Raw genomic sequence first — 25148 nt, 5'->3', positions numbered from 1 at the left:
TCTAATGAGCACATGCGAATCGGAGAGCTGGCCGCCCTGGCGGGCGTGTCGACCAGGACCGTGCGCCACTACCACCGGCTGGGCCTGCTGCCCGAGCCGGAACGGCGGGCCAACGGCTACCGCGTGTACGGCCTGCGCGCCGCGGTCACGCTGGCCAGGATCAGGCGCCTGACCGAGCTGGGCCTCAGCCTGGCCGAGGTCGGCGACGCGCTGGCCGACGACCGGGGCCGCGACCTGCGGGAGATCCTCACGGAGCTGGACGCCGACCTGGCCCGCCAGGAGCAGGAGATCCGGCTCAGACGCGCCCGTCTGGCCGAGCTGCTCACCCGGGACAGTCTCCACCCCGACGACCCGGTCTCCCCCGGGATGACCGGCCTGCTGAGCCGCCTGCCGCAGGCGGAGACGGGCATGCTGGCCAGGGAACGCGAACTGCTCGCCCTGCTGGACGCCACCGCCGGGCCGGACACGCACCGCCTGCTGCTGGAGACGGCTCCCGACGCCGGCCACATGGGCCGGGTGGAGGATCTGTACCGGGAGCTGGACGCGCTGGCCGACGCCGATCCCGGTGATCCGCGGGTCCCCGGACTGGCCGAGCGGCTGGCCGACGCCGTACCTCCGGATATGCTCCGCTCCGGTCTGCTGGATCCGGCCCTGCGGCCCGCGGACGCCGACGGCGGCGCGGACGGAGAGGCTCCGGCCGGGGAGCGGGAGGCGTTCGCGCGGGCGTTCCTCGCCGACCTGCCGCCCGCCCAGGCCGAGGTGGTCCGCCAGGTCATGGCCCTGCTGGCGGACAGGAGCGCCACATGACACACCGATGGACGCGGCAGGCCGTCCTGACCGCCGCGGGCCGGCTGGTCCGCCACCAGAGGCGGACGATCGCGAGCCTGCTGCTCTGGCCGACCGGCGGGAGGCACGGCGTGCGCGAGGGCGACCGCGCGTTCGGCTACCTGCGCGGCGAGGTCCCGGTGATGCTGGCGATGCTCTCCGTCCTCGTCCTCGAAGGCGCGGCCATGGCGTTCCTCATCCCCTGGCCCGTCGTGCACCTGGCCGTGCTGGTGCTGCACGTCTGCCTGGTCGCGCAGGTCCTGGGCTCCGTCGCGGCCGGGGTCACCCGCCCGCACGTGGTCTCGGCCGGGGAACTGCGCGTCCGGTACGGCGCCGCCTTCGACCTGCGGATCCCGCTCCACCTGATCACCGGGGTCCGGCTGGACCGGCGCGTCCACGACGGCGGCACCGTCCGGCTGGACGGGGACCGGCTGGAGGTGGTCGTCTCGGCGCGGACGTCGGTCACCGTCGAGCTGGCCGCGCCCGTCCCCGTCACCCTGCCGCTGGGCCGTACCGGCACGGCCTCGCTCGTCCGCCTGCACGCCGACGACCCCGGGGAGTTCGTCCGCACGCTGTCGGCCCGGCTGCAGGCCGTACGGCATGACCAGGCCACCGCCGGGGACGCCGGTTGACCGCTCTCCGGGCTCGGCGCGTCCGCCGTAGGCCTCGTCCACGCGCAGGCCGGGCGGTCCCGGCACCGGCTCCGGTGCGACCGGCCGCCCGATCACTCCGACGGGGTGCGATCGGTGCGCCCCGGCAGGAACCGGCGGTCCGGCAGCGCCCGGTTCAGCACCCGGTTCAGGGCCCGGAGGGAGAGTGCGGTCACGGCAGGCGCACCGAGACATTGCCCCGGTAGGACCCCTGGAGCAGGGAGATGAACGCCTGCGGCACGTCCTCGATCCCGCCTTCGACCACCGTCTGCGGGTAGACGAAGCGGCCCTCGTCCAGCCAGCCGCTGAAGTGCTCGCGCCAGGCCGCGAGCTGATCGGGCGTGTGGTGGCAGGAGAACGGCAGCAGTTCGACACCCCTGGCCTCGGCCGCCGCGCGATCGGGCTGCGGAAAGCGCTGCGCCGCGTCACCGAGCTGGCTGGACAGTGAGCCGCAGAGGGCGAAGCGCGCTCCGGGCCGGGCCGCCTGCAGTGCGCCCTGGTACTGCTCGCCGCCCACGACATCGAAGAAGACCGAGATGCCCTCGGGCGCGAGCTCCCGCAGCCGGTCGGCCGTAGAGCCGTCGTGGTAGTCGAAGGCGGCGTCGTAGCCGAGCTCGTTCACCAGGTAGTCGACCTTCGCGGGGCTGCCGGCGCTGCCGATCACCCGCGCCGCGCCGAGGCACCTGGCGATCTGCCCGGCCAACGAGCCGACCCCGCCCGCCGCGCCGGAGACGAAGACCGCGTCGCCTTCGCCGACGGCCGCCACCGCGGCCATCCCGTGGTAGGCGGTCGGCCCCTGGCCGAGGTGGTAGCCCGGGTCGGCGAAGAGTCCCCGGTCGAGCTTGAGGTACGAGCCGGCCGGACCGGCCGAGTACTCGCTCCAGCCGGTCATCGACTGGACCAGGTCACCGGCCTGGAGTCCGGGGCTGTCGGATCGGACCACGGTACCGATGGCGGCCGCTCCCACCCGCTGCCCCGGCTGCCAGGCCGGGACCGGGATGGTGCAGTCGGCCCGCATCAGTTCCAGGTAGGTCGCGGCGAGCCCGATCTGGTCGGTGCGTACCAGGACCTCGCCGTCCACCTCGGTCTCGGCCACGGTGAAATGGCCGAGCGCGGGGGTGCCGGCGATCTGGGCGGTCAACTGGATCTCGCGGCTGATCATTTTTCTGTCCTTACCTCGGGTGCGGCCGTCGAGATCGACCCTAGGAAGGCTTCCGGCCAGTTTCCGACCGGAAGTCGAGGCAGGATGCCGGTATGGCGAACACCAGCGCACGGACCCTCAGACTGCTCTCGCTGCTGCAGACCCACCGGCACTGGTCCGGCCTGGAGCTGGCCGACCGGCTCGGAGTCTCCGAGCGGACACTGCGCCGCGACATCGAGCGGCTGCGCGAACTCGGTTACCCGATCGGTGCGGCCCGGGGCACCGACGGCGGTTACCAGCTCGCGCCCGGCGCCGTCCTGCCGCCGCTGCTGCTGGACGACGAGGAGGCGGTGGCCCTCGCGGTGGGCGTCGGCGACGCGGCGCAGAGCGGGATCGCGGGGATGGAGGAGGCGTCGCTGCGCGCCCTCACCAAAGTGGTACGGGTCCTGCCGCCCCGGCTGCGGGCGAGGGTGGACGCCCTGCGGGCGATGACCCTCTCCGCTGTCGCGTCCGGGCCGGTCGTCGCGGCGGGGGTGCTCACCGCGGTCGCCCAGGCCTGCCGGGACGAGGAGCGGCTGCGGTTCGGCTACACGGCCAGAGGCTCGGCACCGACTGAGCGCGAGGTCGAGCCGCACCGCGTCGTCGCACTCGGCGGACGTTGGTATCTGGTGGCCTACGACCTGGGCCGGCACGACTGGCGTAGCTTCCGCCTCGACCGGCTGACCGAGCCGACGGCGACCGGCACGCGCTTCCGGCCGCGCCCGCTCCCGGCCGAGGACGCCGTGGCCTTCGTCCAGGCGGTGAGCGGAGCCCCGGTCCCGTACACGGTCGAGGTCCTCGTGCACGCGCCCTCCTCGCGGGTGCGGCAGGCGGTCGGCCGCTGGGGCACGGTCGACCCCCTCGACCAGGACAGCTGCCGGCTCACCATGACCTCGGCCTCCCTCGACTGGCCGACCCAGGCGCTGGGCAATGTGGGCGCCGAGTTCGAGGTCCTGGGGCCGCCGGAGTTCGCCGCGCACGTCCAGGAGTGGGGTGCCCGCTTCATCCGGGCCACCCGCGCACCCGGATGACCCTCCTCGCCGCGCCGCCTCAGGAGCGGGCCCGCTGCGTCAGCGCGACGCACGCCAGTACGGCCAGCGCCGCCCCCACCGTCGCCGCCCCCACCTCCTCGCCGAGCAGGAGCCAGGCCCACACCAGCGTCAGCAGCGGCTGGGCGAGCTGGGTCTGCCCGGCGCGGGCGATGCCTCCCCGCGCCAGGCCCGCGTACCACGGGATGAAGCCGAGGAACATCGCGACCAGCCCGGCGTAGGCGAACCCGGCCAGCGGGAGGGCCCCCGGCCGGACCTCGGTGGTCATCGCCAGGACGGCGGTCGCGGGGACGGTGAGCGGCGCGGCGACCACCAGGGCGCGGGAGATCACCTGCCAGCCGGGGGTCTCGCGGGTCAGCCGCGCGCCCTCGGTGTAGCCGGCGGCGGCCGCCAGCAGCGCCCCGACCAGGAGCAGGTCGGCCCCGCTGACGCGGCCGCCGCCCCGGCTGAGGCTGAAGGCCGTGATCGAGACCGCTCCCAGGCCGCAGGCGAGCCAGAACAGCGGCCGGGGCCGTTCCCCGGCCCGCAGTACGGCGCAGGCGGCCGTGGCGGCGGGCAGCAGCCCGATGACCACGGCGGCGTGCCCCGCGCTCGTCCCGGCGTCGAGCGCGAGCCCGCTGAGGAGCGGGAAGCCGAAGACCACGCCGGCCACGATGACCAAGTAGGACCTCAGCTGGGAGCGGGGCGGCAGCAGCGGCACCCGGGCCGCCAGGAGGAACGCCAGCGCCGCCACGGCTCCGACCACGGCCCGGCCGATCGCCACCAGGTAGGGGTCGAAGCCCTCCATCGCGAACACCGTCGCGGGGAACGAGCCGGAGAACGCGAGCACCCCGAGCCCGGCCAGCAGCGTCCCCTGCCAGGCTCCCCCCGGAGCACCCGGAACGCCCGGGGCGGAGGGGCCTGCCTCATCCGCTATCCGCTCTGAGACGATAGCGCTACTCTTACTATTCATGAATGACGATAGCAGTATCCTCCGATTGGCCGCCATCCTCCGCGAGGAGACGGAGCGGCTCCGGCCGGGGGACAGACTGCCGTCGAGCCGGGAGCTGATGCGCCGTCACGGCGTCAGCCCGGTGACCGTCTCGCGGGCCCTCAGCCGGCTGGCGGCCGAGGGACGGGTGGTGACCCGGCCGGGCAGCGGCACCTACGTCGCGCCCCGGTCCGCCCGCGCGAAGAGCGAGCCCGCCGACCTCTCCTGGCAGACGGTCGCCCTGGGCGACCGGGTGGTGGACGACACCCGGGTGGTCGGGCTGCTCACGCCGCCGCCCGAGGGGACCGTCCCGATGACCGGCGGCTACCTCAATCCCGTGCTCTGCCCGTCCAGGGCGCTCGGCGCCGCCGCCGCCCGCGCCCTGCGCCGCCCCGACGCCTGGGCGGTCCCGCCGGTCTCCGGGCTGGCGGAGCTGCGCCGGTGGTTCGCCCAGGAGGCCGGAGGGGACGTCACCCCCTCCGACGTCCTCGTGGTCGGCGGCGGGCAGTCGGCCCTCGCCCACGCCTTCCGCGCCTTGGCCGCCCCCGGCTCCCCGGTGCTCGTCGAGACCCCCGCCTACCCCGGCGCGCTCGCCGCCGCGCGGGCCGCCGGGCTGCGGGCGACCGCCGTGCCGACGGACCGCGACGGGGTGCGGCCCGAGCTCCTGGCCGAGGCGTTCGCCGTCACCGGCGCGCGGGTCTTCTGCTGCCAGCCGACCCTGCACAACCCGACCGGTGCGACGCTCGGCCTGGAGCGCCGCGAGCAGGTCCTGGCGGTGGCCCGGGCCGCGGGCGCGTTCGTGGTGGAGGACGACTACGCCCGCTACTTCACGACCGCGCCCGTCCCCCCGCCGCTGGTGGCGCTCGACACCCACGGCACCGTGGTCCACGTCAACTCCCTGACGAAGGTCCTGTCCCCGAGCGTGCGCGTGGCCGGGGTCATCGCCCGGGGCCCGGCCGCCCACCGGCTCCGGGCGAGTCAGGTGGTGGACTCCTTCTTCGTGGCCAGGCCGCTGCAGGAGACGGTGCTGGAGTTCGTCGGCTCCCCTGCCTGGCCCCGCCACCTGTCCGCCCTCACCGGTGAGCTGGCCGCTCGCCGGGACGCGCTCCTCGCGGCCCTCGCCGCCCGGCTGCCCGCCGCCGAGCCCCACCTCGTGCCCCGGGGCGGCCTGCACCTGTGGGTACGGCTCCCGCAGGACCTCGACGAGGACGCCGTGGTGGAGGCGGCCCGGAGGGAAGGGGTCCTGGTCGGCCCGGGACGCGTCCACTACCCCGCCGAGCCGCCGGGACCCCGGCTCCGCCTCACCCACACGGCCGCGGCCCACCTCTCCGAACTGGCCGAGGGGGTCCGGCGGCTGGCCCTGGCGGTGGAGCGGGCGGCCCCATGATCCGGTCCCGGGCCTCCCCGCGGTCCCTGAAGCAGCGCCGTACGGCTTGGGCCTCCTTGCGGCCTCGGGCAGCGCCGTACGGCTCATGGACCCATCGGACGCACCGCCGCCGCCTTCCGGAGGTGTGGGGCTTCCGGAGGCGTCGGAGGCGAGTAGAACCACCTACTGCCATACAGTGGTGACGAAGAGGTGATCCGTCCATGTCCGAGCCCGCCGTCCTGGTGTGCGAGTTCGTCAACAGCTACGACGTCGAGAGCGACACCGACGCGCTCTCCTCCCCGGCGGCGCTCGTCGCCTGGCTCGCCAGACGCGGCCTGGCCGGGGCCGGCGATTCCGCGGGCGACGAGGAGCTGGCCGCCGCCGTCGACCTCCGTGAGACCCTGCGCGCGGCGTTGCGCGCCAACCACGCCCCCGGCGCCGACCACGGTCCTGACCGCGCACCCGGTCCCGCCTCCGGCGACGCCCCGGATCCCGGCGACGGTCCAGATGTCAGACCGGACGGCGGCGAAGGTCCCGGCGGAGAGCACAACGGAGAGCACAGCGGGAAGCACAGCGGGGACCGCGAAGGCCGCGCCCCGGACCGCGGCTCCCCACTCCCCCGGTCGTTCGACCGGCTACCGGTCGCGGTCGTCCTGACCTCCGGCGGGCCCGTGTTGGAGCCGGTCGGGACCGGAGTCCTGGCCGGGCTCGCGAGGATCGCGGCGGCGGTGGTGGAGATCCGCGTCGAAGGGCTCTGGCCGAGGCTCAAGGTGTGCACCGAGAGCACCTGCCAGTGGGCGTTCGTCGACTCCTCCAAGAACCGCTCCCGATCATGGTGTTCGATGAAGGTGTGCGGAAACCGCACCAAGACCAGGGCATATCGGGCACGCCGCCAGACGGGGACAGGTTCGCGTCATCTGTGAGCCAGATTCCCCGATACGGTGTAACTGCCTGTCTCCCGGGTCCACCCGCCTGATGCCCGCTCGCGTGGCACGAGACCTGCGAGGCAGCGCGTCCTGGTGGCGTACGGCAGATAAGGAGCGGGCCGAGATGGCAGACGTAGGCGTGCGGGCGGCTCGGCACGATGATGTCGACGCGGTGACGAAGACCCAGATCCGCGCCTGGCGATACGGCTACAGGGAGTTCCTGCCCGAGGGGCCGCTGGAGCAGATGACCGGCCCGGCCGCCGAGCAGATGTGGCGCCGGCAGTGGGACGAGGCGATCGTCACCCCGCCGACCTCCCTGCACCGCGTCCTGGTCGCGGTGGAGCAGGTCGTCCTCGACACCGACGCGTTCCCCGCGCTCGGCCCCGGCGGGATCGAGGCCATGGCGGCGATGCAGGGCGCGGAGCGCGTGGTGGGCCTGGCCTCCCACGCCCCGGCCGAGGACCCCGACCTCGACCCCACCGTCACGGCCGAGATGCTCTCCTTCCTGGTGGACCCCGACCACGTCCGGCGCGGCCACGGCAGCCGCCTGCTCAACGCCACGGTCGACCACCTGCGCGAGGACGGCTACCGCACCGTCGTGACCTGGGTGTTCGTCGACAACCACGCCCTGCTCGGATTCCTGGAGTCGGCCGGCTGGGGCGAGGACGGCGCCGAGCGGGTCCTGGACATGGGCCGCCCGGTGCGGATGGTCCGCATGGCCACCGACATCAGCTGACGGCCCGCACGGCCCCCGACATCCCAGCCAGCGGCCCGCACGGCCGTTCGACGCGTCCGAGAGGAAACCCGCCACCGCCATGGCCACGCCGAGCCAGTGGATCGCCGGAGCCCGTCCGCGCACCCTCCCCGCCGCCGTCGTCCCCGTCGCCGTCGGCACCGGCGTCGCCATCGGGTACGGCGGGGCGGTGTGGTGGCGCGCCCTGCTGGCCCTGTTCGTGGCCCTCGCCCTCCAGGTCGGCGTGAACTACGCCAACGACTACAGCGACGGCGTGCGCGGCACCGACGACGAGCGGGTCGGCCCGATGCGCCTGGTCGGTTCGCGTGCCGCGTCCCCGCGCCAGGTCCTGGCGGCCGCGCTGGGCTGCTTCCTGGCCGCCGCCGCGGCCGGGCTGGTGCTGGTCGTGGCCACCGGCGCGTGGTGGCTGCTGCTGGTCGGCGCGGCGTCGATCGCGGCGGCCTGGTTCTACACCGGCGGCTCCCGCCCGTACGGCTACCGCGCACTCGGCGAGATCTCGGTCTTCGTCTTCTTCGGCCTGGTGGCCGTGGCGGGCACCACGTTCGTCCAGCTGGAGCGGCTGCCCTGGCCCGCCCTGGCCGCCGCGGTCCCCGTCGGGCTGCTGTCCTGCGCCATGCTGGTGGTCAACAACCTGCGCGACATCGTCACCGACGGCCCTGCGGGCAAGCGCACGATGGCGGTCGTCCTGGGCGACACCCGCACCCGCACGCTCTACGCCCTCTGCCTGGTCCTGCCGCTCGTCATCGCGCCGGCGCTGGCCCCCTGGCACCCGTTCGCCGCGCTGGGCGTGCTCGCCGCCCCGCTGGCGATCGGCCCGGTCAGGGCGGTCCGCGAGGGCGCCGCCGGTCCGGCGCTGATCGCGACCCTCCAGCAGACCGGCCGCTTCCAGCTGGTCTTCGGCGTGCTGTTCACCGTCGGCCTGGCACTCTGAGCCCCCGGCCCTCTGAGCCTTCTGACGCTCTGAGCACCCCGGCCCTCTGAGCCTTCTGACGCTCTGAGCACCCCGGCCCTCTGAGCCTTCTGACGCTCTGAGCACCCCGGCCCTCTGAGCCTTCTGACGCTCTGAGCACCCCGGCCCTCTGAGCGCCCTGCCCGCGGCGGAGGCCTCCCTCCGCGAGGCGGCTTCACGCAACCGCTTCACGCAACCTCTTCACGCAACCTCTTCACGCAACCTCGCCCTCGCCCTCGCCCTCGCCCTCGGCCGCCGGGCCCGTTCCGGTCGCGGGTCCACGGCCGCGAATCCCCTGGGGTGTCACCGGGGTGGAGGAGTCGCGGCATGTGCCCAAAAGTGGCAGAGGGCACGATCGTGCCCGCCACGACGTGGGAAAGGTCGTCATGAGATCCAGAACTCTGCGAGGTACGGCACTGTCCGCGGTACTGCTGGCCGGCATCCTGCACGCCCCTGCCGCGGCGGCTTCGGCGACCGCCGCGGGCTGCGCCTGGAAGGTGAGCGCGCAGCTGCCCCTGCCCGCCGGAACGACGTCGGGGATGGTCTGGACAACGGACCACCAGGGCTCCTACTCCGGCACGGCCTGGGGCGCCAGCGGAAAGCACCGGGTCCTGACGTGGAAGAACGGGACGTTCATCGACTACGGGACGGGGACCGCCCGCACCAGGGTGAGGGGCCAGAACCGGGCCGGGACCGTCATCGGCTACAACTCCAGCGGCTGGATCGTGCCCGCAGGAGAGGGCTGGCGTACCCGCAACGGCAGGATGGAGCCCCTGCCGAAGCCGCCCGGCACCTTCGACTCCTACCCCATGGCCATCGAGGACGACGGCGACGTCTTCGGCCAGATCTCGGTGACCGCGGACAACGGCGCCGCCCGGACCAGCTTCGTGCGCTGGCCCGGTGACCGCCCGGACGCGTTCGAGATACTGCCGCTGACCCTCCCCAAGGACGCCGTCCTCGCGGGCATCGACGACGACGGCACGATCCTGCTCAACTTCAACGGCAAGCAGGGGACGTACGCGGTGGGCCTGTGGCGCGACGGTGTGGTCACCTATCTGCCCAAGGTGCCGGGGGCGACGCGCACGATCGTGCGCGCGATCTCCAACGGGCGGGTGGTGGGCGACACCACGCACCGGGACTCCGCGGGCCTCTACCACACCGACGGCGTGCTGTGGGACCAGGACGGCACCGTCCACGTCCTGGCCGACACCAGCTCCGCCGGGCAGATCAACCGCAACGGCCTGGCCAGGGCCGACTCCGACGAGCGCGCGAACCACGACTTCTTCGACCACATCTGGCGGCTCGGGACGCTCGATTTCACCTTCCCCGGCCCCGACGACGAAGTGACCGTCCTGGCGGACGACGACACGATCGCCGCCACCCACCCCGTACCGGGAACCACCGACGTCCGACCGGCGATCTGGCACTGCGTCCGGTGAGAGCCGGGCGGCGTGTCCGGCGGCCGATATGAGCCGGAAGGAGATCCGCGAGCCGTGACGGCCAGGCAGATCCGGGCCGGGCGACCGTGATCGGCCGCCCGGTCGCACCGCGGCGCGGCGCGGCCCCGCCTACAGGGCGCGGCGCATCACGACCCGGGGAGCGAGCTCGATGCCCAGCTCCCGCTCGTGTTCCACCAGGGCGGCCATCTCGGGTCCCCACTCGGCCGGGTCCAGGACGGTGAAACCGCGGCGGCCGTACCACGGCCCGTTCCACGGGACGTCCCGGAACGTGGTGAGGGTGACGGCCCCCGAACCGACCGACGCCGCGTGGGCGCAGACGGCCTCCACCAGGCGGCCGCCGACGCCCTGCCGCCCGTGGTCGGGGTGGACCGCGAGCTGGTCGAGGTGGACGTTGCCGTCGACCCGGCCGAACATGGCGAACCCGACCGGCGGGTCACCGGCCACCAGCACCCGGGACGGATCGTCGGTCTCCTCGACCATCGTCGTCCCGGCCGGGAAGGTGATGCCGACCTGGGCGAACACCCCGTCGGCCGCGATCTCCACGGCCGCCAGCCCCGGCAGCTCGTCCGCCGTCGCCCAGCGGATCTCAGCTGAGGTCGAAGATGGAGTCCTTGTCATAGAAGTGGAGGATATAGCGGCAGCGTGTGCAGATCATCAGGATCAACCGGCGGGTGGTCATCCCCCACCGGCTGTCCAACAGCCCCTCTGCCTGCTGGAACTCCGAGTTGCCGCAGAGCGGGCAGAGGAGCGAAGGTCGCGTCATACCGGGTACGACGAACGGCCCCACGACCGGAGTTCCGGCCGTGGGATCCCTCACAGGTCGAGCAGGTGCTCCAGCCCCACGGTCAGGCCCGGGATCTCCCGGACCCGGCGCACGCCGAGCAGCACTCCGGGGGTGAAGGACGCCCGGTTCATGGTGTCGTGCCGGATGGTGAGGATCTCTCCGTCCCCGCCCAGCAGCACCTCCTGGTGGGCGATCAGGCCCGCCAGCCGTACGGCGTGCACGTGGACGCCGTCCACGTCGGCGCCCCGGGCGCCGTCCAGCTCGGAGCTGGTCGCGTCGGGCATCGGGGCCATCCCCGCCTTGCGCCGCGCCTCGGCGACCAGCTCGGCCGTACGGCGGGCGGTGCCCGAGGGCGCGTCCGCCTTGTTGGGGTGGTGCAGCTCGACGATCTCGACGGAGTCGAAGTAGCGGGCGGCCTGCTGCGCGAAGTGCATCATCAGCACGGCGGCGATGCCGAAGTTCGGCGCGATCAGCGCGTTGACGCCGGGATTGGCCTCCAGCCAGCCGCGGACCTGCGCCAGCCGGCCGGCGTCGAACCCGGTGGTGCCGACCACCGGGTGGACGCCGTGCTCGATGCACCAGCGCATGTTGTCCATGACCGTGTCGGGGTGGGTGAAGTCGACCACGACCTCGGCGCCCTCCAGGGCCTCGATCGGATCGCCCCTGCCGATGGCCGCGACCAGCTCCAGGTCGTCCGCCGCCTCGACGGCCCTGCACACTTCGACACCGACGCGCCCGCGGGCGCCCAGAACTCCGACCCTGATCACGGCCCCAAGGGTATACCGCCGCGGAACGACGGACGGCCCCGGCATCGGGTGCCGGGGCCGTCCGCGCGGATTGCGCCGGGTGGATCCGGCTAGGCCGAGACGGCCCAGCCGAAGTCCTTGTCCTCGTAGGGCCCGATGACCGCGAGGGTCCGGGGGCGGGTGAGGACGTCGGCGGCGACCTCGGAGATCTCCTCCGGGGTCACGGCCTCGATCCTCGCCAGCACCTCGTCGACGGAGAGCAGCTCGTCGTAGACGAGCTCGCCCTTGCCGATCCGGGACATCCGGGAGCCGGTGTCCTCCAGGCCGAGCACGAGACCACCGCGCATCTGGCCCTTGCCGCGGGCGATCTCCTCCTCGGAGAAGCCGTCGGCGACCACGCGCAGGAGCTCCTCCCGGCAGATCTTCAGCACCTCGTCCGTCTTGGACGGCAGGCAGCCGACGTAGACGCCGAACTGGCCGGTGTCGGCGTACTGCGAGGTGTAGCTGTACGCCGAGTAGGCCAGGCCGCGCTTCTCGCGGATCTCCTGGAACAGCCGGGACGACATGCCGCCGCCGAGCGCCGCGTTGAGCACGCCGAGCGCGAAGCGCCGCTCGTCGGTGCGGGTCAGGCCGGTCGTGCCGAGGACCAGGTTGGCCTGCTCCGTCGGGCGGTGCAGCACCCGGACGCCGGAGCGGGCCGGGACGGTCTCACCGGACACGCGCGGCGGGACCGGCTCGGCGTCGCCGCCCAGCGCCCCCGCCCGCTCGTAGGCGGCGGCGACCAGCTCCACGACCTGCTCGTGGGTGACGTTGCCCGCCACCGACACCACGGTCCGCGAGGGGAGGTACCGGTCCCGGTAGTACTCGTCGATCCGGTCCCGGCCGATCGCGTTGATCGACTCGACCGTGCCGAGGATCGGCCGTCCGATGGGCGTGTCACCGTACATCTCGGCGGAGAACTGCTCGTGCACCACGTCCGACGGGTCGTCGTCGTGCATGGCGATCTCCTCCAGGATCACGCCGCGCTCGGCCTCGACGTCGTCGGCGGTGATCAGCGAGGAGGTCACCACGTCGGCGAGCACGTCGATCGCCACCCGCAGGTCCTCGTCGAGGACCCGCGCGTAGTAGCAGGTGTACTCCTTGGCGGTGAAGGCGTTGATCTCACCGCCGATGCCCTCGATCGCCGCGGAGATCTCCAGCGCGTCCCGCGTGGGCGTCCCCTTGAACAGCAGGTGTTCCAGGAAGTGGGAGGCCCCCATGTGCTCGGGGTCCTCGTCCCTCGATCCGATGCCGACCCACATGCCGACCGCGACGGAACGCACGGTCGGCATGGTCTCGGTCACCACCCGGAGCCCACCGGGGAGGACGGTGCGCCGCACGACCCCGGCACCTCCGGATCCGGGGTGCAGAGTGGTGGTGATCACGAGTTGCGGTCTTCTTCCCCGCGGCCTCCGCCGCTGCTCGTACGGGTGCGGGTGCGGGTGCGGCGGGGCTTGTCCTCCGCGGGCGCGGAGGCGGCGGGCCGCTCCGCGGCGGGGGCGGCGGGGGCCGCGTCCGTGTCACCCGACTCGGGCGTGCCGGCCTCTCCCCCGTCGGGAGTGCGGGCCTCGGCCTCCTTCTCGACGACCTCGACGGGGACGAGGGAGAGCTTGCCGCGGGAGTCGATCTCGGCGATCTCCACCTGGATCTTCTCACCCACGTTCATGACGTCCTCGACGTTCTCGATGCGCTTGCCGCCGTGCAGCTTGCGGATCTGGGAGACGTGCAGCAGGCCGTCCTTGCCCGGCATGAGGGAGATGAACGCGCCGAAGGCGGCGATCTTGACGACCGTGCCCAGGTAGCGCTCGCCGACCTCCGGCATGTGCGGGTTGGCGATGGCGTTGATCGCCGACCGCGCCGCCTCGGCGGAGGTGCCGTCGGTGGCGCCGATGTAGATGGTGCCGTCGTCCTCGATCGTGATCTCGGCGCCGGTGTCGTCCTGGATCTGATTGATCATCTTGCCCTTCGGGCCGATGACCTCACCGATCTTGTCGACCGGGACCTTGATCGTGATGATGCGCGGGGCCGTGACGTTCATCTCCGCCGGGGAGTCGATGGCCTCCTGCATCACGTCGATGATGGCCAGGCGGGCGCCCTTGGCCTGCTTCAGCGCGGCGGCCAGGACCGAGGCGGGGATGCCGTCGAGCTTGGTGTCGAGCTGCAGGGCGGTGATGACGTCCTTGGTGCCGGCGACCTTGAAGTCCATGTCGCCCATGGCGTCCTCGGCGCCGAGGATGTCGGTCAGCGTGACGTACTGGTCGCCCTCGTTGATCAGGCCCATCGCGATGCCCGCGACGATGCCCTTCAGCGGGACGCCCGCGTCCAGGAGGGACATCGTGCTGGCGCAGACCGAGCCCATCGAGGTGGACCCGTTGGAGCCGAGGGCCTCGGACACCTGGCGGATCGCGTAGGGGAACTCCTCGCGGGTCGGCAGCACCGGCAGGAGCGCCCGCTCGGCGAGCGCGCCGTGGCCGATCTCCCGGCGCTTGGGCGAGCCCACCCGGCCGGTCTCACCGGTGGAGTACGGCGGGAAGTTGTAGTTGTGCATGTAGCGCTTGGTGCGCTCGGGGTTGAGCGTGTCGATCATCTGCTCCATGCGGAGCATGTTCAGCGTGGTGATGCCCAGGATCTGGGTCTCGCCGCGCTCGAACAGGGCCGAGCCGTGCACCCGGGGCACGACGTGGACCTCGGCGTTGAGCTGCCGGATGTCCTTCGCGCCGCGGCCGTCGATGCGGACGCCCTCGGAGATGACCCGCTCGCGCATGAGCGACTTGGTCAGCGACCGGAAGGCGGCGCCGACCTCCTTCTCGCGGCCCTCGAAGTCCGGGGCGACCTTCTCGGCGGCCAGGGCCTTGAGCCGGTCGAGCTCGGCCTCGCGCTCCTGCTTGCCGGCGATGGTCAGCGCGGCGGCGAGCTCGCTCTTGACCGCGGCGGTCACGGCCTCCAGGACGTCGTCCTGGTAGTCGAGGAAGAGGGGGTACTCGCGGGTCTCCTTGGCGGCGACCTTGGCGATCTTGGCCTGCGCGTCGCACAGGACCTTGATAAACGGCTTGGAGGCCTCCAGGCCCTGCGCCACGGTCTCCTCGGTGGGCGCGACGGCGCCCTCGGCGATGAGCCTGAGCGTGCCGCGGGTGGACTCGGCCTCGACCATCATGATCGCGACGTCGCCGTCGTCCAGGACCCGGCCGGCGACCACCATGTCGAAGGTGGCGCTCTCCAGCTCCGTGTTGGTCGGGAACGCCACCCACTGGCCCTCGATCAGCGCAACGCGCACGCCGCCGATCGGACCGGAGAACGGCAGGCCGGCGAGCTGCGTGGACAGAGAGGCGGCGTTGATCGCGACCACGTCGTAGAGGTGCTCCGGGTGCAGCGCCATGATGGTGGCGACGACCTGGATCTCGTTGCGCAGGCCCTTGACGAAGGACGGGCGCAGCGGCCGGTCGATCAGGCGGCAGGTGAGGATGGCGTCCTCGGACGGGCGGCCCTCACGCCGGAAGAACGAGCCGGGGATGCGTCCCGCGGCGTACATGCGCTCCTCGACGTCCACCGTGAGGGGGAAGAAGTCGAGGTTCTCCTTGGGGTTCTTGGACGCGGTGGTCGCGGACAGGACCATCGTCTCGTCGTCCAGGTAGACGACGGCGGAGCCCGCCGCCTGGCGCGCGAGGCGGCCGGTCTCGAACCGGACGGTACGCGTGCCGAAAGAGCCGTTGTCGATGACGGCTTCGCTGCTGTGGACACCCTCCACGGGGGACCTCCTTGTGGTCGGTCGCCCGCGTCCCCCAGGCACGCGTGTCGCGCCTGGGCCTCTTTTCGCCGCCCCGTAGGTGCAGCGCCGGTCTTCGATCGAAGCGCCCGGTTCGCGTGCGGCATGAGCCGCGATGACCGGGGGCCACTACCGAGGACCGGCCCTTCGACGCCGTGGGGCGCACTTGCTCTCGGACGCGGGGCACTTTCTCGGCTATTCAGTTTGCTCGGGTTGCTAAGTCTGCCCATGGAACCGGCGTTCACGCGACGCGACGCGCCGGGGACGGGGCCATGAGGCGGGGGAGCGGCGCAGGCGCCGCTCCCCCTTCATGCTATCGGCGCAGGCCGAGCCGCTCGATGAGCGAGCGGTAACGCTGGATGTCCTTGCTCTGCAGGTACTTGAGCAGACGGCGGCGACGGCCGACCAGCAGCAGCAGACCGCGCTGGCTGTGGAAGTCGTGCTTGTTGCGCTTCATGTGCTCGGTGAGCTCGCTGATGCGCTTGCTGAGCAGCGCGATCTGCACCTCGGGCGAACCGGTGTCGGTCTCGCTCTTGGCGTACTCACTGATGATCTGCTTCTTGGCGTCGGTGTCGAGCGACACATCTCTCCTTGAACGTCTACGGGCACGCGCGATTTCGAGAGCCCGAGCGACCGTGCGTGCCTACAGTCGCCGTGGCGGGATCAGAGACCGGGGGTTACGACACCACCGGTTACAGAGCTGACATGCCAGGCTACCATCGGCGGTGACCCGCTCGCACGTCCCGCGGCACCGGGCGCCCCGCCGCGGCGCGGGCGACGCGCCCGCGGGCGGGGCCGGGACGGGGCCGCGGGACCGCTCAGGAGGTGAAGCGGCGGGCCTCGTCGACGTCGGCGTGCATCTGCTCGATCAACGCCTCGATCGAGTCGAACCTCTGGTTGTCGCGGAGCCGGCGGCCGAACTCCACCGCCACGTGCGCGCCGTACAGCTCCAGGTCGTCGCGGTCGAGCGCGTAGGCCTCGACGGTGCGGGCCACTCCCTCGAACGTCGGATTGGTGCCCACGGAGATCGCCGCGGGCCAGCGCTCACCGTCGTAGGCGGCGGGCAGGTTGCCCACCGCGATGCCCTGGAGCCAGCCCGCGTAGACCCCATCCGGCGGGATCGCGGTGAACTCGGGCGACTCGACGTTGGCGGTGGGGAAGCCGAGCTGACGGCCGCGCTGGTATCCCCGGACCACCACGCCCTCCACCCGGTGCGGGCGGCCCAGCGCCGCGGTGACCGCCTCCACGTCCCCCGCGGCGAGCCGCTCGCGGATCCTGGTCGAGGAGATGGTCTCGCCGTCGCTGACCAGAGGGACGCCTTCGGCCTCGAAGTCGTACTTCTCGCCGAGCGTCCGCAGCGTCTCGACGTCGCCGGAGGCCTTGTGGCCGAAGCGGAAGTTCTCCCCCACCACGACCCCCGCCGCGTGCAGCCGGTCGACCAGCACGGTCTGCACGAACTCGTCCGGGCTCATCCGGGAGAACTCCAGGGTGAAGGGGAGCACGCAGACCGCGTCCACCCCGAGCGCGCCGAGCAGCTCGGTGCGGTGCCTGGCCGTCGTCAGCCGGGGCGGATGCGTGCCGGGGCGGACCACCTCGTCCGGGTGCGGGTCGAAGGTCACGACCACCGAGGGGAGCCCGAGCCGCCCGGCCATCGCCACGGCGCGGGCCACCATCTGCTGGTGGCCGGTGTGCACCCCGTCGAAGACGCCGATCGTGATGACGGACCTGCCCCAGTCGTCGGGAACATCGTCCAGTCCGTGCCAGCTTCGCACCGCAGCCTCTTCCTTCTCGACGTCTCCCCTGCGTGGACCGCCGGGGATCGGGGGTTGCGCCCTGGCCCGAGGGACAGGTCCTCCGCCCTGAGTATCCGGTGACGGATCGACTTCTCAAGCGTGCCATGCGCCGGGCGTTCCCACCGCATCGGGGAGGCCCTACGGCGCGGGGGATCCCCGCCCGCTCCGCGTCCCGCCGCTCCGGCGGGACCGGCCAGGGACCGGCCCGATCCCGGTCGGCCCGCGAAGACGGCCAGGGACCGGCCCGATCCGGGTCAGCCCGCGAAGACGGCCAGGGACTTGGCGACCCTGCCGTGCTCCTCGACCAGCGCGACGAGGGCGCCGTCCGGCCCGAACACCCCGATCGGTCCCGGTCCCAGTCCCGCCGCGGGCAGCCGCCCGCCGTGCGCGACCGTGCCCGCCTCCTCCGCGGTCACGTCGCGCCGGGGGAAGGCCGCCGCGACGGCGTCGGCCATCGGCAGGATCAGGCACTCCCGGCCGAGCTCCTCGATCGTGTGCGCCATCGACAGGTCGTACGGGCCGACCCGGGTGCGGCGCAGGCGGGTCAGGTGGCCGCCGGTGCCCAGGGCCGCGCCGAGGTCGCGGGCCAGGGCCCGGATGTAGGTGCCGCTGGAGCAGGTCACCGAGACGTCGACGTCGAGCAGGTCGCCCTCCCGCCGGACGGCGGCCACCTCGAACCCGGACACCGTCACCGGGCGCGCCGCGAGCTCGACCTCCTCCCCCGCCCTGGCCATCTTGTAGGCCCGCTGCCCGTTCACCTTGATGGCGCTCACCTGCGGCGGGACCTGCATGATCCGGCCGGTCAGCGCCGCGATCCCCTTGCGGACGTCCTCCTCCGCCACGCCCGCGGCCGACGCCGTCGCGATGACCTCGCCCTCGGCGTCGTCGGTGTTGGTCGACTGGCCCAGCCTGATGGTGCCGTCGTAGCCCTTCTCGGTCAGCGCCAGGTGGCCGAGAAGGCGGGTCGCCTTCTCCACGCCCACGACCAGCACGCCGGTGGCCATCGGGTCCAGGGTGCCGGCGTGGCCGACCCTGCGGGTGCCCGCGATGCCGCGGAGCTTGCCGACCACGTCGTGCGAGGTCCAGTCGGCGGGCTTGTCCACGATGATCAGCCCGCTCGGCGGCGGGGTTCGCTTGGCGCGAGCCGTGCTCATCGAATCTCCTCGATTGTGGAGACCTCCGTCCCGGGAGCGGGGGGAGGTCGGCGGCGCGTCCTCTGGGCGGGGACGTCTTCACGGGCTTGCGGAGGACGCCGCTACAGCAGCGCGCGGAGACCGGCCATGGTCTCCGCGACGGGCAGGCGCGAGGTGAAGCCCGCGGCCCTGGCGTGCCCGCCGCCGCCCAGCGCGGAGCAGACGCGGGCGACGTCCACCCCGCCCCGGGAACGGGTGGAGACCTGCCAGGCGCCGTCGTCGTCCTCCTTGAGGACCACGGCCACCTCCGCCTCGCCGGTGCGCCGCACCACGTCGATGATCCCCTCCACCTCGTCGTACGGCAGGCCGTACGGGGCCCGGTCGGCCCGGGTGACGAACGTCCACACCAGGCCCCCGCCCACTTCCGGCTCCAGCCTCACCCGGCCGAGGGCGGCGCCCAGCACCTTCAGGTAGCCGAACGGCGAGCCGTCCCACAGCCTGCGGGCGATCTCCTCGGTGTCCAGTCCGGCCGCCACCAGCCTGGCGGCCATGTCGTGGGCCGCCGGAGTGGTCGAGGAGTGCCGGAAGGAGCCGGTGTCGGTGACCAGGCCGACGTACAGGCAGGTGGCGATCGCCTCGTCGATCGGCAGGCCGAGCCGGTGGAGCAGCCGCTCGACGAGCGCGGTGGTGGACGCGGCGGCGGGGTCGATCAGGTTGAGCGTGCCGAAGCCGGGGTTGGACGGGTGGTGGTCCACCACGATCAGCTCCGCGGCCCTGCCCGCGCTCTCCGCCAGCGTGCCCAGCCGGTCCACGGTGGAGACGTCGAAGGTGACCATCAGCTCCGGGGCCTCGGGGTAGCGGTCGGGCTCGACCAGGAGGTCCTGGCCGGGCAGGAAGCGCAGCAGCCGGGGCACCGCGAAGCGGCGGTCGCCGAAGGAGGCCGTCACCCGCTTGCCCGCCGCGCGCAGCGCCGCGCCGGCCGCCAGCATCGAGCCGAGCGCGTCGCCGTCCGGCGACACGTGGCAGGCCAGCGCGACCTCGCCGGCGGCCGAGATCAGCTCGGCGGCCCGGTCCCAGGCCGCCGCGTCCGGCACCGGCCCGCCGCGTCCGCCGCCGGACCCGCCGGCCGCCGCGCCGCCGCGGACCGCCTCCGCGCGGGTCACGCCGGTCGCCACGTCGCCCGCCGCCGTCTCGCCAGGCGTCACGTCGCCGGGCGTCCGGCGCGGTCCGGGGCTCCGCCCGCGCTCCCGCCGGACTGCCCGTCCTCGGCGTCCTCGGCGTCCTCATCGTCTTCGAGGGCCTCGTCGCCCTCGTCCCTGGGCCGCCGGTAGGGGTCGGCCTCACCGGCGTGCCGGGCCTTCTCCCGCTTTCTGGCGATCTCCTCGTCCCTGGCCCTGGCCTCGGCGAAGAGGTCGTCCAGGTGGCGGGCGCTGTCCGGGAGCGGGTCGTGGGTGAACGTCAGCGTCGGCGTGTGGCGCAGGCCGGTCTGGCGGCCCACCTCCGAGCGGATGAGCCCCTTGGCGCTCTCCAGCGCCGCCGCGGAATCGGCCCGCTCGGCCTCGGATCCGAACACCGTGTAGAACACCGTGGCCTCGCCGAGGTCCGCGGTGATCCGGGCGTCGGTCACGGTCACGAAGCCGAGTCGCGGGTCCTTGATCCGGCGCTCCAGCATCTCCGCCACCACCTGCTGGATACGGTCAGCGATCTTGCGCGCGCGTGCGGCGTCCATCGTCGCTCCCCCTTCTCACAGAGACGACCGGGCGCGAAGGCGTCTTCGCGGCCGGTCCTCTGCGTCTGCTAGTCCTCGTCCTCGTTGTAGAGCCGCTGCCGCGCGGACAGCAGCTCGATCTCCGGGCGGCCGGCGACCAGGCGCTCGCAGTCGTCCAGCACGGCGCCGCAGTTGGCGGCGGTGGCGGAGACGACCGCGATCCCGATCTCCGTACGGCGGTGCAGGTCCAGGTGACCGGTCTCAGCGACCGCCACGGCCGGGAACTTCTTCTGCACCTCGGCGATGATGGGACGCACCACGGAGCGCTTCTGCTTCAGCGAGTGAACGTCGCCGAGCAGGATGTCCAATGTCAGGGCACCTACGTACATGTCAGGTTCACCGCGCATGCCCACTCCCGGCCCCGCGCCGGTGCGGCGGTGCGCACCGGCGCGGGGAGGGGGCGAGGCGTCAGGCGCGCGGCTTCTCCCGCATCTCGAACGTCTCGATGACGTCGTCGATCTTGATGTCGCTGTAGCCGACACCGATACCGCACTCGAAGCCGTCGCGGACCTCGGTCGCGTCGTCCTTGAACCGTCGCAGCGAGGAGACCGTGAGGTTGTCGGAGATCACGACACCGCCACGGATGATCCGCGCCTTGCTGTTGCGGACGATCGTGCCCGAACGGACCAGCGCGCCGGCGATGTTGCCGATCTTCGGCACCTTGAAGACCTCGCGGACTTCGGCGGTGCCCATCTGGACCTCTTCGAACTCGGGCTTGAGCATGCCCTTGAGGGCCGCCTCGATCTCCTCGATCGCCTGGTAGATGACCGAGTAGTAGCGGATGTCGACGCCCTCGCGCTCGGCCAGGTCGCGCGCCCGGACCTCGGGGCGCACGTTGAAGCCGATGATGACGGCGTTGTCGTCGGCCACGGCCAGGTTGACGTCGTACTCGGTGATGGCGCCGACCGCGCGGTGGAGCACCCGCAGGCGCACCTCCTCGCCGACGTCGATCTTGAGCAGGGCGTCCTCGAGGGCCTCGACCGAACCGGAGACGTCACCCTTGATGATGAGCTTGAGCTCGTCGACCTGGCCCTTCTCCATCTCGCTGAAGAGCTCTTCGAGGGTGCGGCGGCGGCCGGACCTGGCCATGTCCGCGATGCGCTTGCGCGCCGCGCGCTGCTGGGCGATCTGGCGCGCCATCCGGTCGTCGGTGACCACGATGAAGTTGTCACCGGCACCGGGCACCGCGGTCAGACCGAGGACCAGCACCGGACGCGACGGGTCGGCCTCTTCGATCGACTCGCCGTTGTCGTCCAGCATCGCCCGGACGCGGCCGAAGGCCTCGCCGCAGACGATCGAGTCGCCGACGCGGAGCGTGCCGCGCTGGACCAGCACGGTCGCGACCGGACCGCGGCCCTTGTCGAGATGGGCCTCGATGGCGACGCCCTGGGCGTCCATCGTCGGGTTCGCCCGCAGGTCGAGCTCGGCGTCCGCGGTGAGCAGGACCGCCTCGAGCAGGCTCTCGATGCCGATGTCGTTCTTGGCGGAGATGTCCACGAACATCGTGGTGCCGCCGTACTCCTCGGCGACGAGGCCGTACTCGGTGAGCTGGGCGCGCACCTTGCTCGGGTCCGCACCCTCCTTGTCGATCTTGTTGACCGCGACCACGATCGGCACGTCGGCCGCCTGGGCGTGGTTCAGCGCCTCGATGGTCTGCGGCTTCACACCGTCGTCGGCCGCGACCACCAGGATGGCGATGTCGGTGACCTTGGCACCGCGGGCACGCATGGCGGTGAACGCCTCGTGACCCGGGGTGTCGATGAAGGTGATCCGCCGCTGCTCGCCCTCGTGGTCGGTGGCGATCTGGTAGGCACCGATGTGCTGGGTGATGCCGCCGGCCTCGCGCGCCACCACGTTGGTCTTGCGGATGGCGTCGAGCAGCCTGGTCTTACCGTGGTCGACGTGACCCATGACGGTCACGACCGGCGGACGGGCGACCAGGTCGGCGTCGTCGCCCTCGTCCTCGCCGAACTCGATGTCGAAGGACTCGAGAAGCTCGCGGTCCTCCTCCTCCGGGCTCACGACGAGCAGGTTGTAGTCCAGCTCGGCGGCGAGGAGCTGCAGCGTCTCCTCGTTGACCGACTGAGTCGCGGTCACCATCTCACCGAGGTGCAGCATGATCTGCACCAGCGACGCGGGGTTCGCACCGATCTTGTCCGCGAAGTCCGCCAGGGACGCGCCGCGCGACAGGCGAATCGTCTGACCGCCGCCGCGGGGAGCCTGCACGCCGCCGATCGCCGGCGCCTGCATGTTGTCGAACTCCTGGCGCCTCTGGCGCTTGGACTTGCGGCCGCGGGCCGGGCGTCCGCCCGGACGGCCGAAGGCGCCCGCCGTACCGCCGCCGCGGCCACGGCCGCCGCCACCGGGACGACCGGCGAAACCGCCGCCGCCACCGGGAGCACCGGTTCCGGTGCCGGGACGACCGGCACCGCCGCCGGGACGACCGGCGAAACCGCCGCCGCCACCGGGGCGACCGGCACCGCCGCCGGGACGACCGGCACCGCCGCCGGGACGACCGGCACCGCCGCCGGGACGACCGCCGCCGCCGCCACCGCCCGGACCCGCCGGACGGCCCTGGGGCATCATCATCGGGCTGGGACGCGGACCGCCGGGACGGGGACCACCGGCACCCGCGCCGCCGCCGGGGCGCGGACCGGCCGCGCCGGCACCGCCGCCCGGACGCGGACCGCCCGCGCCGGGCCCCGGACGGGGACCGGCCGCACCGGGCGGGCCGGGACGGGCGCCCGGAGGACGCGGAGCCGCACCGTCGCGCGGGCCGCGGTCCTCACGGGGACCGCCGCCGGGACGGGGACCGCGGTCACCGGGACCGCCGGGGCCGCCCGGACGCGGCGGACGGGTCTGGCCCATGCCGCTGGCGTTCGAGGAGAACGGGTTGTTGCCCGGCCGCGGACCGCGCGGGCCCGGACGCGGACCCGGCTTGGCACCGGGACCACCGGGAGCCCCGGCGGCGGGACGCGGGCCCGAAGGGGCACCGGGACCGCCGGCGGGACGGGCCTGCGGGCCGGCCGCCTCGGGACGCGGCGCCGGGCGCGGGCCCGGACGCGGACCCGGCTTGGCACCGGGACCACCGGGACCCGCGGGACGCGGGGCCGGAGGCGCCTCGAAACGCGGCGGCTGGACCGGCGACGGCTGCTGCTGCACCGGCGGCTGCTGCTGGATCTGAGGCTGCTGCTGCTGGACCTGGGGCTGCGGGGCCTGCGGCGCGGGGGCCGCAGGACGCGGGGCCGGCCGCGGACCCGGCTTGGGAGCCGGTCCCGGCCTGGGAACCGCGGTGGGCGCCGCAGCGCCGCCGGCCTGGCCCTCGGCCGGCCGGGGGGCCGCCTGAGGCGGCCTGGGCGCCCTTCCGGCACCCTTGTCGGACGAACCCTTCGCGGGCACGCCCAAAGCTTCCGTGAGCCTGCGGACCACCGGTGCTTCGATGGTCGAGGACGCCGAACGAACGAACTCGCCCATCTCCTGGAGCTTGGCCATGACGACCTTGCTCTCCACACCGAACTCCTTGGCGAGCTCGTATACCCGGACCTTCGCCACTGCACTCCCTTACTCGGCCCGGGAGGCTGTGCCGCCGGACCGTCGTTACGTAGACGTACTCATCGCCGCATGCTCATCAGGCGCTCATAGCTATCTGACCAGCCCATCAACTCGGCGTCCTACATGACAGTTGGCAACCATTTCACCCGATCCTTTCAGCCTGCAGCTCTTCCACGTGGCTTCGCACGAGCGACAGGTCGAGCGTTTCCGTGACGCGGAAAGCGCGCGGAAACGCTCGTCTGCGCTCGGCGAGCTCGAGGCATCTCGGGGTGGGATGCAGTGAAGCACCACGCCCCGGGAGCCGTCGTCGCAGGTCGGGGACTATAACGCCCTCGACCGCCACCAGGCGGAGCAGCTCGGAGGAAACCGTGCGAACCCGGCAACCCACACAAGTTCTCAGTGGGGCGGCCTGGCCACCATATTCCAGCTTACCGTGTGGATGCATCTGCGGAACCGGCCGCACCCTCCACATGGGTGTCCGGCCGGATGTCGATGCGCCAACCGGTCAGGCGGTTGGCCAGCCGGGCGTTCTGCCCCTCCTTGCCGATGGCGAGGGAGAGCTGGTAGTCCGGCACGGTCACCCGCGCGGCACGGCCGGCGGCGTCGATCACCTCGACATGGGAAACACGGGCGGGCGACAGGGCATTCCCGACGAACTCCGCCGGATCCTCCGACCAGTCGATGATGTCGATCTTCTCACCGTGCAGCTCGGTCATCACGTTGCGCACCCGTGAGCCCATCGGGCCGATGCAGGCGCCCTTGGCGTTGACGCCCGGCCGGCGGGAGCGAACCGCGATCTTGGTACGGTGGCCCGCCTCCCGGGCGATCGCCGCGATCTCGACGGTGCCGTCGGCGATCTCCGGGACCTCCAGCGCGAAGAGCTTCTTCACCAGGCCGGGGTGGGTCCGCGACAACGTCACCGACGGGCCCTTGTGCCCCTTCTTGACCTGCACCACGTAGCAGCGGATCCGCTCTCCGTGGACGTACTCCTCACCGGGGACCTGCTCGTTGTGCGGGAGCACCGCCTCGAGCTTGCCCAGGTCCACCAGGACGACCCGCGGGTCCTTGCCCTGCTGGATCACCCCGGCCACGAGCTCGCCCTCACGGCTGGCGAACTCGCCGAAGTTGATCTCGTCCTCGGCGTCCCGGAGCTGCTGCAGGATGACCTGCTTGGCGGTGGTCGCGGCGATGCGGCTGAAGTTGCCCGGGGTGTCGTCGTACTCGCGGAGCACCTCCCCGTTCTCGCCGATCTCCGCGGCGTAGATGGCCACGTGACCGGTGCTCCGGTCCAGCTCGGCGCGGGCCTTGGCGGCCGCGCCCTCGGTCCGGAAATACGCGATCAGCAGCGCGTCCTCGATCGCCTTGACGACCAGGTCGAAGGAGATGTCCTTCTCCCGCTCCAGGCTGCGCAGGACGCTCATGTCGATGTCCACGAGGCTCC

Annotated in this window: 24 protein-coding genes; 8 read left to right on the top strand and 16 right to left on the bottom strand. The window is 72.9% G+C overall.

Translation table 11 applies throughout. The annotated features are described in order from the left end of the window. The first annotated feature begins 12 nt into the window (after positions 1 to 12). Complete coding sequence (locus IEZ06_RS12265) at positions 13 to 807, top strand: MerR family transcriptional regulator (protein ID WP_189236807.1); 795 nt, start codon at positions 13 to 15, stop codon at positions 805 to 807. Then, positions 804 to 1457 (top strand): hypothetical protein, encoded by a 654-nt coding sequence (locus tag IEZ06_RS12260; RefSeq protein ID WP_189236806.1) that lies wholly within the window; start codon positions 804 to 806, stop codon positions 1455 to 1457. The genes IEZ06_RS12265 and IEZ06_RS12260 overlap by 4 nt, the downstream gene beginning before the upstream one ends. 190 nt (positions 1458 to 1647) lie before the next feature. Here IEZ06_RS12260 and IEZ06_RS12255 read toward each other — a convergent pair whose 3' ends face one another. Then, positions 1648 to 2637, bottom strand: a complete 990-nt coding sequence (locus IEZ06_RS12255; RefSeq protein ID WP_189236805.1) for an MDR family NADP-dependent oxidoreductase — start codon at positions 2635 to 2637, stop codon at positions 1648 to 1650. A gap of 92 nt (positions 2638 to 2729) precedes the next feature. On the opposite strand from IEZ06_RS12255, the gene IEZ06_RS12250 reads away from it, so the two are divergent. Beyond that, complete coding sequence (locus IEZ06_RS12250; protein WP_189236804.1) at positions 2730 to 3686, top strand: helix-turn-helix transcriptional regulator; 957 nt, start codon at positions 2730 to 2732, stop codon at positions 3684 to 3686. A gap of 19 nt (positions 3687 to 3705) precedes the next feature. Here the strand turns inward: IEZ06_RS12250 and IEZ06_RS12245 are convergent, their stop codons facing one another. Continuing rightward, positions 3706 to 4656 (bottom strand): DMT family transporter, encoded by a 951-nt coding sequence (locus IEZ06_RS12245; protein ID WP_189236803.1) that lies wholly within the window; start codon positions 4654 to 4656, stop codon positions 3706 to 3708. A gap of 16 nt (positions 4657 to 4672) precedes the next feature. Here IEZ06_RS12245 and IEZ06_RS12240 point away from each other — a divergent pair, with 16 nt between their 5' ends. The 5 genes from IEZ06_RS12240 (at position 4673) to IEZ06_RS12215 (ending at position 10108) form a co-directional block, all read left to right on the top strand. Continuing rightward, a complete protein-coding gene (locus IEZ06_RS12240) occupies positions 4673 to 6061 on the top strand; it encodes an aminotransferase-like domain-containing protein (protein ID WP_373293849.1) in 1389 nt (462 codons plus the stop codon). A 200-nt stretch (positions 6062 to 6261) separates the two neighbouring features. Continuing rightward, complete coding sequence (locus tag IEZ06_RS36250; protein WP_229798006.1) at positions 6262 to 6963, top strand: CGNR zinc finger domain-containing protein; 702 nt, start codon at positions 6262 to 6264, stop codon at positions 6961 to 6963. Positions 6964 to 7090: 127 nt separating this feature from the next. Beyond that, positions 7091 to 7702, top strand: a complete 612-nt coding sequence (locus IEZ06_RS12225) for a GNAT family N-acetyltransferase (protein ID WP_189236801.1) — start codon at positions 7091 to 7093, stop codon at positions 7700 to 7702. Positions 7703 to 7781: 79 nt separating this feature from the next. After that, on the top strand, positions 7782 to 8651 hold the full coding sequence (locus IEZ06_RS12220; RefSeq protein ID WP_189236800.1) for a 1,4-dihydroxy-2-naphthoate polyprenyltransferase: 870 nt from the start codon (positions 7782 to 7784) through the stop codon (positions 8649 to 8651). Positions 8652 to 9055: 404 nt separating this feature from the next. Further along, positions 9056 to 10108, top strand: coding sequence for a hypothetical protein (locus tag IEZ06_RS12215; RefSeq protein WP_189236799.1), 1053 nt, complete (start codon positions 9056 to 9058; stop codon positions 10106 to 10108). A 129-nt stretch (positions 10109 to 10237) separates the two neighbouring features. Here the strand turns inward: IEZ06_RS12215 and IEZ06_RS12210 are convergent, their stop codons facing one another. The 14 genes from IEZ06_RS12210 to nusA all read right to left on the bottom strand — a co-directional run bounded on the left by IEZ06_RS12210 (position 10238) and on the right by nusA (position 25140). Continuing rightward, positions 10238 to 10747, bottom strand: coding sequence for a GNAT family N-acetyltransferase (locus tag IEZ06_RS12210; RefSeq protein WP_189236798.1), 510 nt, complete (start codon positions 10745 to 10747; stop codon positions 10238 to 10240). Next, a complete protein-coding gene (locus IEZ06_RS37895; protein WP_505851852.1) occupies positions 10716 to 10808 on the bottom strand; it encodes a hypothetical protein in 93 nt (30 codons plus the stop codon). Before IEZ06_RS37895 ends, IEZ06_RS12210 begins: the two co-directional genes overlap by 32 nt. 134 nt (positions 10809 to 10942) lie before the next feature. Further along, positions 10943 to 11680: a 4-hydroxy-tetrahydrodipicolinate reductase gene (gene dapB / locus IEZ06_RS12205; RefSeq protein WP_229798004.1), complete on the bottom strand. Its 738-nt coding sequence runs from the start codon at positions 11678 to 11680 to the stop codon at positions 10943 to 10945. A gap of 89 nt (positions 11681 to 11769) precedes the next feature. Next, a complete protein-coding gene (locus tag IEZ06_RS12200) occupies positions 11770 to 13080 on the bottom strand; it encodes a M16 family metallopeptidase (protein WP_189236886.1) in 1311 nt (436 codons plus the stop codon). After that, a complete protein-coding gene (locus IEZ06_RS12195; RefSeq protein ID WP_189236796.1) occupies positions 13080 to 15443 on the bottom strand; it encodes a polyribonucleotide nucleotidyltransferase in 2364 nt (787 codons plus the stop codon). Before IEZ06_RS12195 ends, IEZ06_RS12200 begins: the two co-directional genes overlap by 1 nt. Before the next feature lie 331 nt (positions 15444 to 15774). After that, complete coding sequence (gene rpsO / locus IEZ06_RS12190; RefSeq protein WP_068896989.1) at positions 15775 to 16044, bottom strand: 30S ribosomal protein S15; 270 nt, start codon at positions 16042 to 16044, stop codon at positions 15775 to 15777. 235 nt (positions 16045 to 16279) lie between these two features. Then, complete coding sequence (locus tag IEZ06_RS12185; protein WP_189236795.1) at positions 16280 to 17233, bottom strand: bifunctional riboflavin kinase/FAD synthetase; 954 nt, start codon at positions 17231 to 17233, stop codon at positions 16280 to 16282. A 275-nt stretch (positions 17234 to 17508) separates the two neighbouring features. Continuing rightward, entirely contained in the window at positions 17509 to 18408 is a 900-nt protein-coding gene (gene truB / locus IEZ06_RS12180; protein WP_189236794.1) for a tRNA pseudouridine(55) synthase TruB, read from the bottom strand. A gap of 101 nt (positions 18409 to 18509) precedes the next feature. Beyond that, positions 18510 to 19592: a DHH family phosphoesterase gene (locus tag IEZ06_RS12175; protein ID WP_229798002.1), complete on the bottom strand. Its 1083-nt coding sequence runs from the start codon at positions 19590 to 19592 to the stop codon at positions 18510 to 18512. Next, a complete protein-coding gene (gene rbfA / locus IEZ06_RS12170) occupies positions 19589 to 20116 on the bottom strand; it encodes a 30S ribosome-binding factor RbfA (RefSeq protein WP_189236793.1) in 528 nt (175 codons plus the stop codon). Before rbfA ends, IEZ06_RS12175 begins: the two co-directional genes overlap by 4 nt. Before the next feature lie 68 nt (positions 20117 to 20184). Beyond that, positions 20185 to 20484: a DUF503 domain-containing protein gene (locus IEZ06_RS12165; RefSeq protein WP_068897117.1), complete on the bottom strand. Its 300-nt coding sequence runs from the start codon at positions 20482 to 20484 to the stop codon at positions 20185 to 20187. 79 nt (positions 20485 to 20563) lie between these two features. Beyond that, entirely contained in the window at positions 20564 to 23707 is a 3144-nt protein-coding gene (gene infB, locus IEZ06_RS12160; RefSeq protein ID WP_189236792.1) for a translation initiation factor IF-2, read from the bottom strand. A 142-nt stretch (positions 23708 to 23849) separates the two neighbouring features. Further along, on the bottom strand, positions 23850 to 24152 hold the full coding sequence (locus IEZ06_RS12155) for a YlxR family protein (RefSeq protein WP_189236791.1): 303 nt from the start codon (positions 24150 to 24152) through the stop codon (positions 23850 to 23852). Next, complete coding sequence (gene nusA / locus IEZ06_RS12150; protein WP_189236790.1) at positions 24136 to 25140, bottom strand: transcription termination factor NusA; 1005 nt, start codon at positions 25138 to 25140, stop codon at positions 24136 to 24138. The genes IEZ06_RS12155 and nusA overlap by 17 nt, the downstream gene beginning before the upstream one ends. Positions 25141 to 25148 lie beyond the last annotated feature (8 nt).

It is taken from the genome of Planomonospora antibiotica, from assembly GCF_014647955.1.
GTDB classification, from domain to species: Bacteria; Actinomycetota; Actinomycetes; order Streptosporangiales; family Streptosporangiaceae; genus Planomonospora; species Planomonospora parontospora.
Note: the sequence above shows the minus strand (reverse complement) of the source record. Positions and strands in the feature narration are given on the sequence as shown.

Excerpts from the sequence above, each read along its gene's own strand:
- IEZ06_RS12265 (WP_189236807.1), top strand. The coding sequence starts at position 13 with ATGCGAATCGGAGAGCTGGCCGCCCTGGCGGGCGTGTCGACCAGGACC.
- IEZ06_RS12260 (WP_189236806.1), top strand. The coding sequence starts at position 804 with ATGACACACCGATGGACGCGGCAGGCCGTCCTGACCGCCGCGGGCCGG.
- IEZ06_RS12255 (WP_189236805.1), bottom strand. The coding sequence starts at position 2,637 with ATGATCAGCCGCGAGATCCAGTTGACCGCCCAGATCGCCGGCACCCCC.
- IEZ06_RS12250 (WP_189236804.1), top strand. The coding sequence starts at position 2,730 with ATGGCGAACACCAGCGCACGGACCCTCAGACTGCTCTCGCTGCTGCAG.
- IEZ06_RS12245 (WP_189236803.1), bottom strand. The coding sequence starts at position 4,656 with ATGAATAGTAAGAGTAGCGCTATCGTCTCAGAGCGGATAGCGGATGAG.
- IEZ06_RS36250 (WP_229798006.1), top strand. The coding sequence starts at position 6,262 with ATGTCCGAGCCCGCCGTCCTGGTGTGCGAGTTCGTCAACAGCTACGAC.
- IEZ06_RS12225 (WP_189236801.1), top strand. The coding sequence starts at position 7,091 with ATGGCAGACGTAGGCGTGCGGGCGGCTCGGCACGATGATGTCGACGCG.
- IEZ06_RS12220 (WP_189236800.1), top strand. The coding sequence starts at position 7,782 with ATGGCCACGCCGAGCCAGTGGATCGCCGGAGCCCGTCCGCGCACCCTC.
- IEZ06_RS12215 (WP_189236799.1), top strand. The coding sequence starts at position 9,056 with ATGAGATCCAGAACTCTGCGAGGTACGGCACTGTCCGCGGTACTGCTG.
- IEZ06_RS12210 (WP_189236798.1), bottom strand. The coding sequence starts at position 10,747 with ATGACAAGGACTCCATCTTCGACCTCAGCTGAGATCCGCTGGGCGACG.
- IEZ06_RS37895 (WP_505851852.1), bottom strand. The coding sequence starts at position 10,808 with ATGACCACCCGCCGGTTGATCCTGATGATCTGCACACGCTGCCGCTAT.
- truB (WP_189236794.1), bottom strand. The coding sequence starts at position 18,408 with ATGAGCACGGCTCGCGCCAAGCGAACCCCGCCGCCGAGCGGGCTGATC.
- rbfA (WP_189236793.1), bottom strand. The coding sequence starts at position 20,116 with ATGGACGCCGCACGCGCGCGCAAGATCGCTGACCGTATCCAGCAGGTG.
- IEZ06_RS12165 (WP_068897117.1), bottom strand. The coding sequence starts at position 20,484 with ATGTACGTAGGTGCCCTGACATTGGACATCCTGCTCGGCGACGTTCAC.
- IEZ06_RS12155 (WP_189236791.1), bottom strand. The coding sequence starts at position 24,152 with ATGCATCCACACGGTAAGCTGGAATATGGTGGCCAGGCCGCCCCACTG.